The 17098-nt window shown below is 53.9% G+C and carries 11 protein-coding genes; 2 read left to right on the top strand and 9 right to left on the bottom strand.

The genetic code is table 11. The features are described from left to right. The first annotated feature begins 26 nt into the window (after positions 1–26). Together DLM46_RS31945 and DLM46_RS31940 are read left to right on the top strand one after the other, a co-directional pair. Positions 27–3215: a carbon-nitrogen hydrolase family protein gene (locus DLM46_RS31945; protein ID WP_115107564.1), complete on the top strand. Its 3189-nt coding sequence runs from the start codon at positions 27–29 to the stop codon at positions 3213–3215. Between the two features lie 635 nt (positions 3216–3850). Continuing rightward, a complete protein-coding gene (locus DLM46_RS31940; protein WP_244306438.1) occupies positions 3851–4585 on the top strand; it encodes a class I SAM-dependent methyltransferase in 735 nt (244 codons plus the stop codon). Between the two features lie 453 nt (positions 4586–5038). Here DLM46_RS31940 and DLM46_RS31935 read toward each other — a convergent pair whose 3' ends face one another. The 9 genes from DLM46_RS31935 to DLM46_RS31895 form a co-directional block, all read right to left on the bottom strand. Then, complete coding sequence (locus DLM46_RS31935; RefSeq protein ID WP_165848090.1) at positions 5039–6547, bottom strand: glycoside hydrolase family 32 protein; 1509 nt, start codon at positions 6545–6547, stop codon at positions 5039–5041. Between the two features lie 163 nt (positions 6548–6710). After that, positions 6711–7907, bottom strand: coding sequence for a phytanoyl-CoA dioxygenase family protein (locus DLM46_RS31930; RefSeq protein ID WP_115107560.1), 1197 nt, complete (start codon positions 7905–7907; stop codon positions 6711–6713). Between the two features lie 260 nt (positions 7908–8167). After that, the gene (locus tag DLM46_RS31925) at positions 8168–9727 is read right to left on the bottom strand and encodes a class I SAM-dependent methyltransferase (RefSeq protein ID WP_115107558.1); all 1560 of its coding nucleotides are present in this window, start codon (positions 9725–9727) and stop codon (positions 8168–8170) included. A gap of 245 nt (positions 9728–9972) precedes the next feature. After that, complete coding sequence (locus DLM46_RS31920) at positions 9973–10845, bottom strand: hypothetical protein (protein ID WP_115107556.1); 873 nt, start codon at positions 10843–10845, stop codon at positions 9973–9975. Continuing rightward, positions 10842–11435 carry a histidine phosphatase family protein gene (locus DLM46_RS31915; protein WP_115107554.1) on the bottom strand — a complete coding sequence of 198 codons (594 nt, stop codon included), beginning with the start codon at positions 11433–11435 and terminating at the stop codon, positions 10842–10844. The genes DLM46_RS31920 and DLM46_RS31915 overlap by 4 nt, the downstream gene beginning before the upstream one ends. 23 nt (positions 11436–11458) lie before the next feature. Then, the gene (locus tag DLM46_RS31910) at positions 11459–12502 is read right to left on the bottom strand and encodes a glycosyltransferase family protein (RefSeq protein WP_115107551.1); all 1044 of its coding nucleotides are present in this window, start codon (positions 12500–12502) and stop codon (positions 11459–11461) included. 1 nt (position 12503) lies between these two features. After that, on the bottom strand, positions 12504–13487 hold the full coding sequence (locus tag DLM46_RS31905; RefSeq protein WP_115107548.1) for a glycosyltransferase family 4 protein: 984 nt from the start codon (positions 13485–13487) through the stop codon (positions 12504–12506). Then, positions 13484–14551: a glycosyltransferase gene (locus DLM46_RS31900; RefSeq protein WP_115107546.1), complete on the bottom strand. Its 1068-nt coding sequence runs from the start codon at positions 14549–14551 to the stop codon at positions 13484–13486. The genes DLM46_RS31905 and DLM46_RS31900 overlap by 4 nt, the downstream gene beginning before the upstream one ends. Next, positions 14548–17097 carry a glycosyltransferase family 4 protein gene (locus tag DLM46_RS31895; RefSeq protein ID WP_115107543.1) on the bottom strand — a complete coding sequence of 850 codons (2550 nt, stop codon included), beginning with the start codon at positions 17095–17097 and terminating at the stop codon, positions 14548–14550. Before DLM46_RS31895 ends, DLM46_RS31900 begins: the two co-directional genes overlap by 4 nt. Position 17098: the final 1 nt, after the last annotated feature.

The raw sequence follows: 17098 nt of genomic DNA, 5'->3' as shown, positions 1-17098 counted from the left end.
TCAATCGGTAACGAACCAGAAGCTCAATGCGTAACGAACTTTCAAACAAACAAAAAATAAGCGTCGCTGCCGCATCATGCTCGTTGGCCGCCGCCGCGCTATCAATCGCACTACTTCTGAAGGTTGCGCCAACATACACTGAATTCATCGTTGGGCAAATAGCATGGCAGGCGGGTACAAAACTGCAGGACCTGATTGCACCTCCGGTGGTGGTCGGTGTGTTGTTTTTTTCATTCGTTGTTCTGTCAAGGCATCTCTGTAGGCTGAAAGAGCGTGATGCACAGCACGCAGACGATTTTTCGGAGCAATTGCTGTGGTGGTCAATACCGCCGGTAGTCACCATCGCGGGGTTGCTCACCGGTACGACTGTCGACACGGAGATCTTTGTCATTTCGTCGGGAGCACTGGCCGTACTCACGATATCGTCGATACGGACAACTCGGTCGGCAGACCGTATCGACGCGTTTATTGTAAGCGCGGGCCTGTTCGCGTCGTTTCTGATTGCGCTCATTCCGCTTGAGATTGCTCTGGTCAGGGGGCGAGCACCTTTGAGCATGGTCGGAGCGGTGAACGTGCTCCACTATGCCCGATTTACCTATGTCCTCATGGGCATTTTGTTCCTCGTGGTGTTGGTTCTTACTGCCGTTGCTTCGAGATCCATTTCTCGCATTCTTCCCAAGTTCATGGTTTTTGGGCAACTTGGCCTGCCGTTGTTTTTTCTAGCGCTGTATCCGGCTCGACTGGTACTTGCCGATGGATCGATCACAAAATATGCCACTACGTTTGGGCTGAAGGCCCTTGTCGTCGCGCTCGTTGCTGTTGGCGTCATCGATGTGGTGCGACGCTACCTTCGGTATGGTACGAACGACGACGGCAACTGCAAGCTACTTTTTTCGCCGTTCGCCTTGTTTGGGCTGCTGATGGCGTTTAAATTCGGTAGTACAAGTGCGCCGGCGCTTTCGACGAACGACTATGAGTTTGGACAGAATCTTCTCGGTTGGTGGTCGTACTTGAAAGGGGCTATCCCTTACGTCGACTATATTTCTCCACACGGTTTTATTGAGGATGATCTTCCAGGACTTGTTGCAACCGTGTTTTACGATGCGACTGCAGCGAGCATTGCCGACGCGACACGCCTTACCTCGACGTTGCTATCCCTTGCCGCGTTCCTTGCAATATTCGAGTTCTCTGGTAGTGTAGGTTTGGCATTGGTATCGACATTTTTTATCGGCGGACGACTTGCGTTCCTGTTTTTCACGCCCTTTCTCTGTCTATGGTTTTCTGGGAAACTGCGAGCGAAGCCCGTGCGATGGCTAGCTGTTTGGATCGTGACAGCACCCATCGTGGTGCTAGGCGTACCACCGTTCGGCATTATCCTCGTTTCCGCATCTGGGCTGATGGCCTTGCCCGCGATATGGAACGTCTGGCGCAACCGTAAGCAGGAAAATCACAGGGTACTCTTCGTAGCGATTGCGTTGCTACTTGCGCTTGCTCTGTTCACGCCATTCGTTTCGATGCTGGTTGGCATGATCCGGTATGTTATGGAAAACGCTCCAATCAATCAGGTTGCCTACGGAATTCCGTGGGAGACGAGCTGGCGGGACAGCGGACAGAAGTCGGGTTTCCTGTTTGAAGCGATCCGAATGTCCTGGATCGCCACGCCTCTGTTTTGTCTGATGATGATCTACGAAAAATGGAGGAGACAGGGTAGTTGGTTGCTCAGTTGTCTGCCGGGAGTAGTTGTCCTGGTTTTCTCGTTGCTGTTGACGCCATACACGATGGGACGAATTGATCCGGGCAACATGTCGCGCGGAGGTTTTGCTGCAATTTTTGGCTGGTCAGTGCTGATTCCGATCATCGCCTGGCATATGACGAATCGACTCGACAGGAGTCTGTTGATTCTGGTGGCGGCTGGAATGAGTTCGACGCTTGGCTACACTGTAGTGTCGTTCGGATCGGCTATTGTCGCCACAGTGCCTTCAATCGCAATCGGTTCGGTGAAAGATGGCGCCGCAACGGGCATGCCAAATGTCGGTCGAGCTTTGGTCGAACAGGACCAATGGGATAGGCTGACGAAATTAAACACACTGCTTAGCGGTAAGCTTTCTCCCGATGAGAGTTACTTGGATTTAACGTCGCACAACGCCCAAATGTTTTATATGGGGCGGCTTCCGGAAATGGCGGTGACGGCGCCATACAACATGGCGCCTGTGCAACAGCAACAACGCGCTGCTGAGAAATTACTGCGCAAGCTGCCGCGTATAGCGCTTCTCGATGCGGGCAACATGAACTATGACGGTGGAGGTCTCGCGCTGAGAGATCCTGTTCTGTATCGATTTGTGATCGATCACTACGTTCCCTCCTGGGAAGACGGTTTCATCCTTGGATACAGCAAGCGGGTGGCAATCGCTGCTGATCAGGGGCGAAGTGTTTCGATCACGATCGGCAATCGTACAGATGACACTTGGAACAAAGGAGTCAATCGAAGCGAGGTCGCAATGATGTTCGATTCCGGAACGCCGATGTCCCAGTTCACCGTAGGCACCTCGGTGCATTTAAGTAATGGCGAGGCGCGAAAAATCATTAAACGCTCCCCGGAGCAGCGTGTGATTTGGCTGGATGGAGGCAGCCTGGAACCGCTGCAGGTTGGTCACCCCAATCGTATTGTAGTTGACGTCCCGCCGAAACTACTCACGGAATTCAACGCCGAGTTGTTCGATATCGCGTTTTCACCTTCCCGCGACTTGGGAGAGGTGCCGGTAGCATGGGGTCACTCCGATCGTGCTCTGTCAAAGAGAATGACGCAGGTCGAGTCGCTCATGTCGCTCCAACCAATCTTACGAGACCTGGTTTATGAGAATGGTACGTATAGAGTCACCGGTGCAAATCCTCAGGTGCGTTATGACGTTTCAAGGCTGAACGTTTCGGGTCGACGTGCAGGCTTGATCCGGTTCAGGTTTGCTTGCTCCAATGAGAGCGCCAAGCCGAGATTGAGCGTATCTTGGCAAGGTGATGTTGACGCCGAATCCAGCGGTGCGAATAGGGTGAGCTTCGACGCGGATGGCGATGTTCTGATTGTACCGGTTGATACATATTCTGGTTGGTTGAACTCGGGTGAGATCAAAACTCTAAGTATTGATCTCGACAATACTGCTGCATGCGGGGCAATCGGTATCGGGCAACTCGAGCTTTATCAACGGAACGTGTTTCGCTAGTGTGCATGATGTTGTACTGATTGCCGGCGGCGGAGTCGCGGCGTAATCCACCTCAAGCTTAATCCGCGTACCTTGAGGTGCGGCTCCATACATGATGTCTGGAAAATGTTCCAGAGGACGGTTGACGAGTAAAGGGCCAAAACATTGCCGGTCTTGAATACGTTTATCGAGAAAAACGCTATCGAAGCATGGTGTGCCAGGCTCGGGTTCCAGATCGAAATTTTCTGCTGAGACTTGCATCGATAACGATAGCGACCCACTTGGACAGGCAGTGGTTGTATTAAAGCGGTAGCGCGATGAATTAATGCTGTTTCGCTTTTTTTTCCTGTGGTCCGCAAGTCTTTTCCGTCGATGAAGTGGATGTTCCGCGGGAAACTTCGATATAACCGATTGGGTTTTGTATAAGCGCTCCATTACGAATTCAGGTGGTGCCACGGACACAATCACTACCAGCATTACCGATGACGGAAAGTACGCCCGGTGCGTCCCGCGGATTGAGAGAAGCGACACGCACTAAAGCGAACTGGAGGGCAGAACAGTTGAGTGCTATCGTTGAGCGACATAGGCCGAAGACGCCGACTACGTAGTGGCTTACGCACAGCTGTCAAATTTTCTCGATCAGAGCGAGGAGGGACATGATGCATGTGACCCCGATCCACCCAGACGACGATATGTTCCAGGGCTCGCATGAGCACTACTATTCGGTCGGTAGCCAAATGGCCGACTTTGTTTCACATGCGACCGAGCTTGCTGGTGCTCACACGCCGATCATTCTCGAATTGCCCTGCGGCTATGGGCGCGTGACCCGCCATTTGGCGACCCGGTTTGACCCCACAAAGATTCACGTGGCGGACATAATGGTTCCGTCCGTAGATTTTTGCATTGGGGCATTCGGAGTTGTCGGACACTACGTCGCCGAGCCTGTGTACGAGTATGCCAATATCGCGAGTGAAGCTTTCGATGTCGCCGCCCTTGGGTCGCTAGTTACGCATCTATCGAGTCACAATGCACGGACAGTCATTGTGCATTTTTTTTCGAAACTGAAATCGGGCGCCGTCGGCGTCGTTACCACACACGGTGAAAAATCTCGGGAACACCTTGGCATTGCGGATTGCTATCAAGTCGGTGAGGCTGCAAGGCAGCATTTGCTGAGCAGCTTCGATGCAAATCAATATGGTTTCGTCAACTACCCCACTGATCATTCGCTGGAGACAAAGACAGTCGACTACATCGGCGACAGCTACGGTATCTCAATCATTCCGACGGACTGGATAAAGAGCGTCTGCGAAGAAAACAACTTGTCGATAATTGAGCATTGGCCCGGGGCTTGGGATGGCCACCAAGACGTGTTTTTTATAAGGAAGTACTAGTCTTTAGAAGAGCCGCCTTTACGTCCTGTCTTTTCTTGCAACCGGTCGGCCCGTGTGCGGATATGGCGGTTGAAGAACTGCTTTGGGCCGCAGTTCATGGTCGATTCATTTTGGTTTGATTGCCCGCTTGTCAGGCTCGCCTACCGTGTCCATTTGTTGCACTGAGAAACACTGAATTCTTAGAAAGCGTCGCCGACGATTGGCAGCAACAAAGACTCTTTCGACCGCGGTAGATTCTGCACTTAGGTGGGTTCAATGGGATAGTGTAGTTTGATGCGGTTGAGCATCGGCTGCTGGTATGTGATGGACGTCCACCATACGTGGAGGTATATGAAGATTTCGGGCTCCCTGTTCTGCGATAACGCAAAGGAGCCATAATGCGAAAAATACGGACAACGGGAGCCACCGCGGCACAGAAGCGACGGTGCGGCTATCCATGCCAGATTCATATTCTTAATGAACCGAAACCTTTGTAACTGGCTTGGTCGCCGGAGCAAACAGCAAATTTGTGAACGTCTGTTTTCCGTCATTCACAAATACTTCCATCGAGTTTACATCTAAGAGCACCTGGAGCCGGAGGTGGTGCTTAACGGGACTTGCTCGAGCTGTCTGTGGCGCTTTGTCAGAGTCAAAAATATAGCCCGCATAGCTGCGCCGGTCTACCGAGACTTCGGCGGCGCGAGCGTCGTAGCGAATTGAAAACTGTTGACCTTCATGTTCGAATACAGCTAGCTCAAATCGTCCGCTACTTGGGCTCAACGAGATATCGGCCTTGACCAGTGCTGGAACGGAGGTTTGAATGGCTTTGACAGGGTGTGCGTCATCGAGCGTGAGTTCTCTGGTTCGTTTGCGCAACGGAGCAATCGCGGCACTTATCGGCCTCTGTGTCAGGTAGTAGCCGGACTCATCATATTGCAGAGTGATATCTCGTGGGATCGTCATCGAGCCGCGGTACTTGGAGGCCGGCAGGGTTTTCGCGTAAGTCCAGTTAGCCATCCATCCGATCATCGTGCGATGTTTCAGATCTACGGTCGTCGTCTGCCACGTGCGAGCTGCGTAGTTGTCGCTGCCATAGTCTAGCCATTTGAAATCAGTTACGCTAGCCAGATTCTTGAACGTCTTTCCATCGAAGTCCCCAACGAAGTATCGAGTCCCGAAGCTTCCGCTTGGAGCGCCGTGTTGAACACTCACGACTAGTACCCATTTGATCTCTTCTTTTCCACTTCGTGTCACCCGCAGTGGAAACAGATCGGGGCATTCCCAAGGGGCACCAATGCCGGATTCTTGCGTGCCAAATTCACCCACCTTTGACCATTGTTTCAGATCGGGCGAATTGTAGAAGCACACTCTGTCACCGCATGAAATCACCATTGCCCACTTCGAGTCGCCGCCGAACCAAAAGACCTGCGGATCCCGAAACGTTTCGCTGTTGTTATAGGGAAGCACTGGATTGCTCGCGTACTTTTTCCAGACGGTGCCGCTGTCGACGCTGTAGGCGATGGCCTGCCGCTGCCCGCTCCCGGCGCCGAAGGTATCCGCGAGCGTGTAGATGGCGACCATTGGTGGATGTTGAATGGTCCCGAATCCACTCGTGTTCTTACTGTCGAACACGGCACTTCCGGAGAAGATCATTCCTTCAACTGCGGTGTTGCCAATGCGCTTGTCAGGACTTAGAGCGACTGGTCGGGCTTTCCAGTGCACCAGGTCTCGACTTGTAGAATGTCCCCAGTGCATGGGTCCCCAGACCATAGGATCTTTGAATTGACCATCGGCAAGTGCCCATCCACCGTCGTAATACTGATAGAACAAGTGATAGATGCCGTCCTTTTGAAGCAAACCGTTGGGATCATTCATCCAGCCATGCGACGGCGTGAAATGGTAGTGTGGTCGCTCTTGAGTAGCAAAGGCATGTCCAGAGAGCAAGCACATTGCCAGAACTGCTATTCTTATCTGTTTTTTCACGAGATCCCCTTTTTTGGAGGCCGAACTAATTTGCCGCCAGTGGCGAACATCCCAAAGGGCGCCGCGTAGACATCCCATCGTCGCCTGACGCTGCCTTGTCCCCCGTGCGCAAGGCATCATGCAAGAACCCGCGCCGTCTAATGGGCGACGGGTGCTCGTGACCTCAATCTGCCGGACGAAGCGGCCGGCGTTCACCTTTTCCGTAATTTCTATAGTGGGCGGCCGGATCAATGTTCGCCGCGCGCACATCGGGGTTTGCGCTCAGGTACTGCTCGCCATCAAATCCTTCTGGCAGCGGAATCAGCGGGCGTCCTTCGGGTATGCCGTAATGTCGATAGTGATAAACCGGATCGACATTGGCTTCGCGGAGATCTCGGTTCGCAAGGAGATACTGCTCCGGATCGAAGTCTGGTGGCAGGGGCACCTTTTTCGATCCGACTCGTTCCTTGGTTGCGGCGATGAATGCTTCGTCGATCTGGTGTCCACAGTACTGGTGCTTTACCTGTTCACCAGTAATGATATTGCTTAGATTGCGAAAACTGATCGCGCCGTAAAACGGATCAGAGTGCATTGGTGAGTGGTAGGCGCACCCTTCGAAGTAGTAGTGCGTCACTTGCGACCAGCGCGTCTTCTGTTTATTCGTCTGCCGGTTGCCTCCATGAAGAAGGTTTGCCAGCCAGATAAGGCTCTGACCTTTCTTGGGCGTAAACGTAACCGGCTCGACTTCGTTGACGTCAATCAGTGCGCGCCACAGCGGTTCATAGACATTCTGATTGAGTTCAGACTTCTCCTCGGCTGAGCAGGCTCCGATATGTTCGTTGGTGTAAATCGGCCACTTGTGCGAGCCGGGGTAATAAACGAGTGGACCGGCATCAGCACTGATGTCTTCCAAAGCGGTCCACACACCACACATAAATCGTTCCGGAACTGAACTGAAATGCACGGAATCGGTGTGAACGTGCTGCTGTGTACCAACTGGAAAGTTCAAGGTCTGGAAGGGCCAAGCCTGCCGGCCAAACAGTTTGCTAAGGACCTCGATGATCCTAGCATTCGTTGCCAGGCGCCTTACGTTCTCATCGGATTTCCACGCGTTTATGACGCGCAGACCGTTGTTTTTTTCAAATCCAAAATCAAGCCAGTCCTGCCACGGAAAGCTATCGTGCAAAGACGTCTTGATGGAGTCCGCAATGCGGTCGAAATCATCATCGGGAAAGTCCAGAACAGCAAACCCGTTCTGGTTCAGATCGTGAGCGATTCGGCGGACTTCGCTATCAATCGATGGGTCGGAAAAAATATGTGAAAAGAATGGACTTTCTACGTCAGGTACGCCCGGAAGGAGTTTACTTATTTGGTCACGCATAATGGTTTTTTTGGGTCTGAATGTTATTTTGAATAATGTCGCGAAGGAATTCCGGGGTCATTGAAGCTATTTTTAACTGTCCGTGGGGAAATCTATGTGCGATCAACAGTTCGGTTTCTAAGTTTACTCGGTAGCTATTGGCGGTAGTGTCCTGCATGTGGTCGAAAGCTTACTGCCAAATTTCGCGCAAAGCAGGCGGTGGAAATGCTGTGGTGGATATCAGCATTTCCCTGCCCGAGAAGGAGCAACGAACGGAGCGGTCAGGTCGTCTTTATTCCCATCAAAACGGTGGCGCTAGCAAGTTCAAAGTTCTTCTTCTCGGACAAACTCGTCACGAAAGGAGCGTCGAGAAATTCGCCTGCCGGTGCCAGTAAATCAGCGAGCTTGAGGTTCAAGAACTTGTCTTTCGCTTCGCCCGACAATCCTTCGGCCCAGCTTTGTACGATCCACGTCAACGACCAAATTGGAGAAATGCTCTCTAAAACCTCTTGTCTCACAACGCGGATTGATTCAGGGAACAGATTGGCAAGTCCTTGCCCGGTCATGTTGTAGTAGTGGTGCGGAAAGCCATGCACGGGTTGCAGCAACGGGACGCAGCAGTAAAGATCACCACCCGGTTTGAGAACGCGAGCGATCTCGCGTGCACACAGGAACGGATCCTTCACATGTTCCAGCACGGCGATGGACAGAACTGCGTCGAAGCTATTATCCCGGAAAGGAAGAACCTCCCCAACGCCCCTAACGTCAGTAGACGCATAGCTTGCAATTTCGAAGTTAACAACATTGCTGTAACACGTTGGTCGACTCCCTGCGCCGCAGTCGAGAATTATCCCGTCTTTGTGTTTCTTAATCAGAGCGACAATGTGCTCGTCATATCCGTTGCTACTGACGTTGTCAGTAGCAATTATATTAAATTGGGTGCGTAGTTCATCCGTTAGGAAATCAAAGATCTTGCCGTCGCGCTCACATGACATGTCATCGCGAAGCAGCGAAGAAATCTTCGCAGACTTTGCGTTCGCAGCGCGTCTAGCAATTGCTGTGTTCTGCGTGCGTGGCTCGTTAATACCACTCAGTCGGAAATGCACTCTTCCGGACTCGCAGCGTCCTCGGATGATCTCAATCGCGACATCAGGATTGGTCGCGAGATAAGCGGACTCTTCGAAGTCGGTTAGTGTCAATCGATCGCCGTCACCAGCGTGAGTTAATGTCGCTGCGCAGTGAATGTGACCGCCAGGCTTCAAGACCCGCTTCAACTCATGCAAGCATAGAAGGGGGTCTCTGATGTTCTCAGGCAGTCCATGGTACACGAGGGCGTCGAAACTATGATCCAGAAACGGAAGATCCTCGGCGGCCGTGCTTGTGTCGTGGGAGGCGCCGTCGCAGTTTTCTACGATGGTGACAACGTTGTCGAGTAAGATTCTGCAGCCGCTACCGTAGTTAAGGATTAAGCCGGTCTCATGGTTTTTGATGAACCGAAGCAACTGCTGATCGTGCTGACAGCCCTCCGTTCCATCAACGTTCTGCGAGGGGAGACGCTCCTTATCGGGTGCGAACACATCTGCTTCGCCGGCGCGCTGAAGGTCTATTTCATACTTGACAAGGCGACGCAGCTTGGCGTCGCGCAGTTCAAAGGACTGTTCTTTCAGTCGAGCGTCCTGCTTTCGTCCCTCAGCACGTCCGTGGCGTAGATAATGTTCTAGCGCGGACACGAACGCGCCGCGAGCGATTGCAGATGCAACGTCGGAATTTGCGGCCAAATATGCCGCTTCGGAAAATTTACCATTGCTGTCATCTAGAAGAAACTCGCTACTCTCGCTCATCTTTTCCTCGACCTGATATGTTTCATTGTCTCCAATCCAGCATTTTAGCTAACTTTAAATGTTTTAACCGAAGCGCGACAAAAATGGAGATGCCTCGGTCAGGAAGGGGCGCTATGGCCGTGCGAGGGTTGGGCTAGTCTGCGGATTTTTTTTGCGCAGCGAGGCTTTGTTCGCCAGAGACGTGTTTTCGTTGATTTCTACTGCAGCTCGGTGTGGGCAGTTGGCGTCTGGATCAAGTGTGCGATTCAGTTGACGCATCGCCCTGTATGCGGATGTGGCCGTACCGCGAAGTAATCGAAGAATTGCTGTTGCCAGAGTTCGCAAGCGATGTCCATCTGTTTGATGATCGTGTCATCGAACTTACCGACTGCGTTGGCTTCATCGACTTGCTGCTTCATACGCGCAACGAGGCGCCGTTCGTATTCGTTAACGCAATAGTCCAGCACGCCGTCATCCCCATGGCGATATGCTGCGATCTTCAGTTCGGGACGCTGTGAGATGTACGTGCTGAAAAGCCGCTCGACGATGAACGGTAAGAACGGAGCAGGGTCGGTATGTGTCGTATCCTCCATCACCTTGCGCGTGACCTCGTGATCGGGGTTTTCCTCCAGAAACTCGGCGATCCGCACCAGCACGCCGCCCACGTACTCATCCCAGAACCTTTCGGACCCCACCCAAAAATTCGAATAAGCAAGCAATCCCGGCCCATGGCGAGGTGTGCGCTCGATATCGAAATCTACCTTGCACGCGTCAAGAAGCGATTGCGCCGCGTCTGCCAATCCTGGGTGCGCGTGTTCACCCTGCATCCACACATTAAACGACCAGTAGCCAATCTGCGGAAACGGATTGATGAAACAGACATCGGATCCAGGTTGGCTTTGCACGAAGCGGATAAATTCCGCTCCCGTGATCTTTGATTTCAGGCTGAACTTAGGCGAAAAAATCCCGGTATAGGCGTGGCGGCGGTGTTCGCCGCTGCGATACATGTCGACAAAGAGCTTGAACTCGCGCCACCCGGCTTGGGAATTATCCTGAATGACGAGCGGCAGAAAACTCTTCTCGACCTGAACTTGATCCTGCGCGTAGATCGGTTCGAATATCGCGACTTTTGTGTTCATACCTGCCCGGCCCGTTCAAGGCAGTAGCGACCGAGGTCGGTCCGCCATTTCAGGTACGTGAACGAAGCGTTGGGCACCGTGAAGCTCGGGTAGTGCGTTTCGATGGGAACGTTCAGCAGATGCTGCAGTACGACACTAATGGGGCCGCCGTGTGCGACAGCTGCCATCAACCCCGGTTGCCCGGTACGTGGCAGGACTTCCGTGTCGATCCACTCGCGCACGCGATCGGCCATGTCGAGATGAGATTCGCCGTCTTCATAGCGATTGGCAATCACTTTGTTAAAGTCGGGGAACGCCCGATTGAAGTCCGCCTCAAGCCACGTTCCGTACTTGCCGGGATGCGTTTCGGCAAGCCGGGAGTCGAATGTCAACCGCGTGGCGTCGTCGAAAAGCCGCTCCGCCGTTTGACGCGCGCGCATCCACGGACTGCAAAAAATCGGTGACGGGGAATAGCCGAATTTAGCGAGCGTGGCTGCAAGCTCCGTTGACTGTCGTTTTCCCAACTCGGTCAGTTCGTCCTGATCGGTGGAGATGAGTAGTCCCTTTGCGTTTGCGTTTGATTGGCCGTGCCTGATGAGCAAGAGATCCATTGCAGTTTCCGTGGTTAAATCGGTCAAGCCGTCAAAAGGTTGAGGAACGTCTGTGCAGGATCGGCGAGTCCAAATCGACTACGGGTGTCTTCGTGCGCGTTGTGACGCAACCCATCTCTGAGTTCAGCGCGGTCGTACATCTCCTGCATCGCCGCTGCCCATTCGTCTTCGACGTTATTGACCAGAAGTCCTGTAACACGGTCGACGACTGCGTCCTCGTAGACGGGAGAGCGGGAGTAAATGCCGGGGATACCGAGACTGCCGTAGTCGATGTACTTGATGCAGGATTTGCAGCTATTGAAGAACAGCGCATCTTTGTCCTCGCGGCCACCAAGGGGGACGACGGAGAACATATAACCTGCATCACGAATCGCGCTTTTATACGCAGAATTATCGAGGAAGCCCTTCGACGTGAGCCTTGGGATCTGCGACATCTCGGGAAAACCGTCACCCCAGAATTCGAGTGTGACATCCTGATTCCGATTCAAAAAATCCACCAGGACGCCGAAAAATCCTTTCCTGAACTGCACGAGTTTGATGCCGTCGGTGTTGGAAAACAGGATCTTGCGCGGAACCGCCTCTTGCCAGTCTTCGGGCGTCGAAGGTATTGCGTCGTGGTCGAAGCCGTTGCGAATCACCACAACCGAAGGGCGAATGCGCTGCAGCTTCGCGCGCAAAATCTCGTTGGAGACCGTCGCGACCGAGGCTTGCCGGATGAGCCACGTAATGTTGGCCAGCAAGTCGTCGTTGAGATCAGTAACGCTGTACATCGGCAGATCGATGATCCAGTCGTCCATGTCATAGATGGTCCGCAAACCAAGATCGTTTGCCATCCGCATGACATCGACGGCGCGATTGGAACTGTGCTTGTTGAAGAGCACAGCATCGAACCGCCGAAGCTGTCCGATCGTTACGTCGCTTTCGACGATCTCCTCCCACTCGATCATTCCATGTTTGGCCATGTAGGCCAGGAGCGGGCCGAAGCGCGCTGCGATTGACCTGGACATGAGTCGATCGTGCGAGAGCGAAATTCGCTGAACTACTAATAAACGAGGCACTTTTTGCATCTTAGATACTTTCTCGGGCCAGCAACTCAACGAGTTTCGGGCCTATAGTCGAAGCCGAATGGCGCGAAAAGACGCGTTCATAGTTGTTCGCGATCTTCACTTCCCGGTCCGGATCGGTGCGGGCGCGATCGATTGCGGCAGCAAGCGCATCTACCGAATCGGTCGGCGTGTACCAGACGTTTTCCGCGAAATGTTCCTGTTGCCAGGGGCCATCACTAATGACGAGCGGCTTCTGCATGATCGCGCCCTCGAGCGCGGAGCGTCCTGGTGGGTCGATACTCGGTTCGGCCATCACCGAACAATTTGCAATGATCGAGCGCAACAAGGCGCTGCAAGGTTGAACGAACGGTAGGAACTGAATGCCGGGGTGTGCCTCCGCCACGCATGCCTGGTAATAGTCATCGTCCCGCGCGCCGCCGACAAATACGCCGTCTAGTTGCAAAGCGTTCAGCGCCTTGACGAGCCGAAGCTGATTCTTTATTGGTTCGATCAGTCCGAGACACAGCGCGAAGTCGGACGTGTTGCAAACCGTCGACGCGAGATCCCTATCGGGCTCAGCCAGAAAACGGTTCGAAACGCACGTGGGGACCACTTCCAATTTCTGAGCCGGTACGTCGACGTACCGCGTGAAATTCTCCAGTTCGGCGTCGGACTTGAAGAGCAACTTGTGCGCGTTCCTCGCCATTTCAGCAATTCGCTGTACTTCAGCATCAGATGGTGCTTCAGACCACCAGACATTCGGCCACAGGAAGACTCGCTTCTTCTTGAGTGCCGCTTCGCGCAGTATCGCGTGTCCGTCCGCATGGACAGAAAAGTGAATGACACCGTCATAGAAACTGAGCGGCCGACTGCCGATACCGTAGATATCGGTGTGAACGCCTGAGGATTTCAGTATTTCCGCGACTTGAACCAACTCTGACTCGCCGCCGCCGCTGACAGTGAACGCGGTACTGTAGGTCGTGAGGAGGAATTTTAAGCCGGTCATGGGTTTCCTCTTTTGCCACCAGCGAGCAATATCTGTTGCCACACCGAAGTGTCGGTGCGCAGCAATATTTCGTGCGAGCGATTCATTTCCGCGCGAGCGGAGTCAGTGCGGGTGCCAGTCGGTTCGGAGAGTTGGGTGGCGATAGCATCGGCCCACCCCTCAAGCGGACCATCCGCGTCGAACACGCTTCCAGGTGCGCACAACTCCTGCGCTGCTGTCCCGCCACGAACGAACACCGGCTTGCCGAAATGCATGGCCTCGAGCACCGGCACGCAGAAACCTTCGTGTCGACTCATCGCCAGTAGGCCACTCGATGCATCATAGCTATCGAACAGATCTTCGTCGTCCATCATGCCCAGGAAGTCGATCTGATCAAGCACGCCAAGAGAGCGGGCGTGGTTGATGAGGAACTTCGAATATTCGTAGTTCGGCATACTGCCGATGACCGACAGCGTGAACTCAAATTTGCGCTTGTGCAACAGAGCAATCACTTCGATTGCGTCTTCTATGCGCTTGTGAGGGACGACGCGCCCAACCACCATGAGATTGGGCCGCAGGCGGTGCTGCGGTTGTTCTGACGGTACGCGTTGGAATGCCGGCATGTCGGCGAAAACCGGCGGAACAACCTTCATCGACGCAGGGTTGATCCATTCGGACACGCTGCGCGCCGTCGAGTGCGAATTGGCGATGACGGATTCGAAGCGGGAAAGCAGCGGGAATTGCGCAAACGATGCCTCGCAAAGATCCGCTGTTCTGGGTTCGAATTCGCGCAGCAAGTCCGGATCGGTTACTCCGTGAAAATAGCAAAGTTTGCGGCACGGAAGTGCTAGTAACTGCTCGAGAAATGGATCGAAGATCGAATAACTAACGAGCAACAGATCGTCTTCGCCGATTTGTTCGAACAGGTCCGCCAGCGCATGAATCGGCAGAACGGTTGCATCGAAACGCTGCGCGTAAAGCTCTGCGCCCATGCCGAGACGCATCGCCATACGAGCAATGCCAATGCAGTGGTTACCGACCGCGTCGCCCGCGAAGATATCCGGGGCACAGATCCGGAGTTTCATCGGGTCGCTCCCTCCGAATGAATTTCAGTCAGGCGCTTCGCATAGGCTCTGCCGACGGCCTCAATCGAGTAATCAGTCTGGATGCGAAGTTTCCCCGCTGCTGCAATGCGCTCCCGCTCCTTGGCATCGTCGACTACACGGACGAGTTGACGCGCCGCTGCGGATACGTCAGGGTCGCACCAGTATTGACCTTCATGGAAAAGGTAGTCGCCCGGTCGCAATGGGACCAGTTCGCCGTCGACCAGGAACGACGTGTTGGCATCGCAGAAATCAACGTTGCCTGAGAAATTGGTCACCACGACGGGCTGTCCGATCGCCATCGCCTCAGCAATCACGCGGCCAAACCCCTCGCTTCTATGCAGCGAAATATAGGCGTCGCAACAGGCCATGAAGTCGATCGAATCCTGACGGCTCAGACGCTCTGAAATCAGGCGGATACGATTATCTTTTGCCGCGATTTCGGCAACCTCGCGCCAGATCGGATCGTCATCGCGGATGTTCATCGCCTTGATCACAAGCCCAACGCCGCTCTGGCCGTTAGCGAACGCTTCTTGAAATGCGCGTACCCCAGCTACCGGATTCTTGCGGGTAAGCCAGGAGTTGCCATCGAACATCAGATAGAACAGAAACTCACCTTCTGGCAGCCCGAAACGAGGGCGTACGGCTGCTACAGGAGCGGGGATTTCGACCGACATTGGCATGTGATGAACGGGCGTTTCCCCTTGACGGCCAAGGGCGGTCTGGACAAATTTGCTTTGGGCCCATAACTCGTCCACGAAGGTGTGGACTTTGCCGAACGCGCTTGGCCATTGCGGCAGTTCCCACGGCCACGCGCCGATCTTATAGGTGTCCGATTCAATGATCTTTCTGCCGCCCTCAAGCGCGAGTCGCACCATTTCAGGCGGTGGCAGGCAAAACAGACTGACGTTGTGCTTGAGCTCTTCGCTCAACAGATGATTGATCGACATGTCGAGCTTCGGCGGCCCGATCATCGGCGCGTTTACAAGTACCGATGGTATTGCTGCGGTAGCAAGTGCGCGCGCAGCGGTGCGCGCGTCTTCGCCGAGACCGAGGACGCCTTGCGGGAAGCCGATGATATTGACTCCAACCGGGCGTGCTCGACTAAGGTGTGAAATCGAGACGGAGCACAGCTCTTCCTCGTGGGACACATCTTCACTTGGCGCGCTCACTGACAGGCGGCTAAGCACCCGATATTCGTTCCGCCCGCTGTCTTGCCACCAGCGGACGAGGTGCCGTCTGCCTTCATTTGCCGAGATATCGAAGGCAGCTTGCAGGTCCGGCCGGCTGTCCCGCAGCCATAGGAGAAATTGTGGCAGTCCGGTCAGTCTGTTCGACAGTGATCCACTCAGTCCCTGCAACTGCTCTAGAGCGCTCGAGGTTGTCCACCTTAGATAGGGATATTCAAGCATCCCACTGTCTTGCCACCATTGCAGGCAATTGACCTGACCCGCGAACGTGGCGATGTCGATGCTCGCTTGCAAGTCGGGTCGGGAATTGATCAGTGGCGCCACAAAGCGCGGCACTTTCATCAGATTGCCTGCGAGCGTCTCGTCGAGCTCGTCGAAGTGTTCGACGATCGATGATGTGGACCATCGCAGTGTGGGGAATTCGGTTTTTCCGTGTTTTTCCCACCAGCCGACTGCCGCCAGTTGTCCTTGAGCGGTTTTAAGGTCTAGATCCTTCTGAAGGTCGGGGCGGTGTTCGATGATCAGTGGGAGAAAGCGAGGAAAGCGCTGTTCCAGCAATCCCTCGATGTTGTCCAACTGATTTAGAAAGTTCGAAATCTGCGCCGTTGACCAGGCTAGGTTGGCGTATTCCTTCCGTCCATGTTTCTCCCACCATGTCACTGCAGCGAGTTGGCCCGGCAATGTCGAGAGATCGAGATTGATTTTCAGGTCGGGCCGACTATCGAGAATGAGAGGCAGGAATCGTGGAAAGCACATGGCGCCATATGATTCGCGCTTTTCGAGGTGATTCAGCGACGCATAGATGCTCGCAGGCGACCACGCGACCTTCGGATATTCAAACTGGCCGTGCTTTTCCCACCAATCCAGACTCGCCAACTGCCCAGGGAACTGATCCAACGTCAAATACTGGTGGAGGTCAGGGCGGTTCCGAATGATCAGATCGAGAAAGCGCGGAAACTCGAGGCTACTCGCCTCCACGAAGCTCTCACTCTCCAGAAGGACCTGGACGAGTGGCCCCTCTTCGAGTACGTCCGGCGATGTACCGCGGAGCCAATGGGCAATGCATTCCTGGTACTCCGTGATCAGCGTGTTCGTATCTAGTTGTCGAACGTACGCGACGTCCAAGGGACGCAGAATCCACTCAAAATCCGGGTAATTTACTTTTCCAACCGAATTCCACCAGAAATACAGCACCATCCGATCTTTGATGGATTTGTATCTGAAATGCGCCAGGTCCGCACGGAACTTGATCAGAAAGTAGATTGCGTCGGGCAGGGAAAACGGTTCACCCGATGATGGGTGACGGCAATCCTTAAGCCATTCGGTGTTCGAAGTCATC

The sequence above is a fragment of the Paraburkholderia lacunae genome, from assembly GCF_003353175.1.
Taxonomy (GTDB): domain Bacteria; phylum Pseudomonadota; class Gammaproteobacteria; order Burkholderiales; family Burkholderiaceae; genus Paraburkholderia; species Paraburkholderia lacunae.
The sequence above is the reverse complement of the archived record's forward strand: the minus strand, read 5'-3'. Positions and strand labels throughout refer to the sequence as shown.

Excerpts from the sequence above, each read along its gene's own strand:
- DLM46_RS31945 (WP_115107564.1), top strand. The coding sequence starts at position 27 with ATGCGTAACGAACTTTCAAACAAACAAAAAATAAGCGTCGCTGCCGCA.
- DLM46_RS31940 (WP_244306438.1), top strand. The coding sequence starts at position 3,851 with ATGATGCATGTGACCCCGATCCACCCAGACGACGATATGTTCCAGGGC.
- DLM46_RS31925 (WP_115107558.1), bottom strand. The coding sequence starts at position 9,727 with ATGAGCGAGAGTAGCGAGTTTCTTCTAGATGACAGCAATGGTAAATTT.
- DLM46_RS31900 (WP_115107546.1), bottom strand. The coding sequence starts at position 14,551 with ATGAAACTCCGGATCTGTGCCCCGGATATCTTCGCGGGCGACGCGGTC.
- DLM46_RS31930 (WP_115107560.1), bottom strand. The coding sequence starts at position 7,907 with ATGCGTGACCAAATAAGTAAACTCCTTCCGGGCGTACCTGACGTAGAA.
- DLM46_RS31895 (WP_115107543.1), bottom strand. The coding sequence starts at position 17,097 with ATGACTTCGAACACCGAATGGCTTAAGGATTGCCGTCACCCATCATCG.
- DLM46_RS31915 (WP_115107554.1), bottom strand. The coding sequence starts at position 11,435 with ATGGATCTCTTGCTCATCAGGCACGGCCAATCAAACGCAAACGCAAAG.
- DLM46_RS31905 (WP_115107548.1), bottom strand. The coding sequence starts at position 13,487 with ATGACCGGCTTAAAATTCCTCCTCACGACCTACAGTACCGCGTTCACT.
- DLM46_RS31910 (WP_115107551.1), bottom strand. The coding sequence starts at position 12,502 with ATGCAAAAAGTGCCTCGTTTATTAGTAGTTCAGCGAATTTCGCTCTCG.
- DLM46_RS31920 (WP_115107556.1), bottom strand. The coding sequence starts at position 10,845 with ATGAACACAAAAGTCGCGATATTCGAACCGATCTACGCGCAGGATCAA.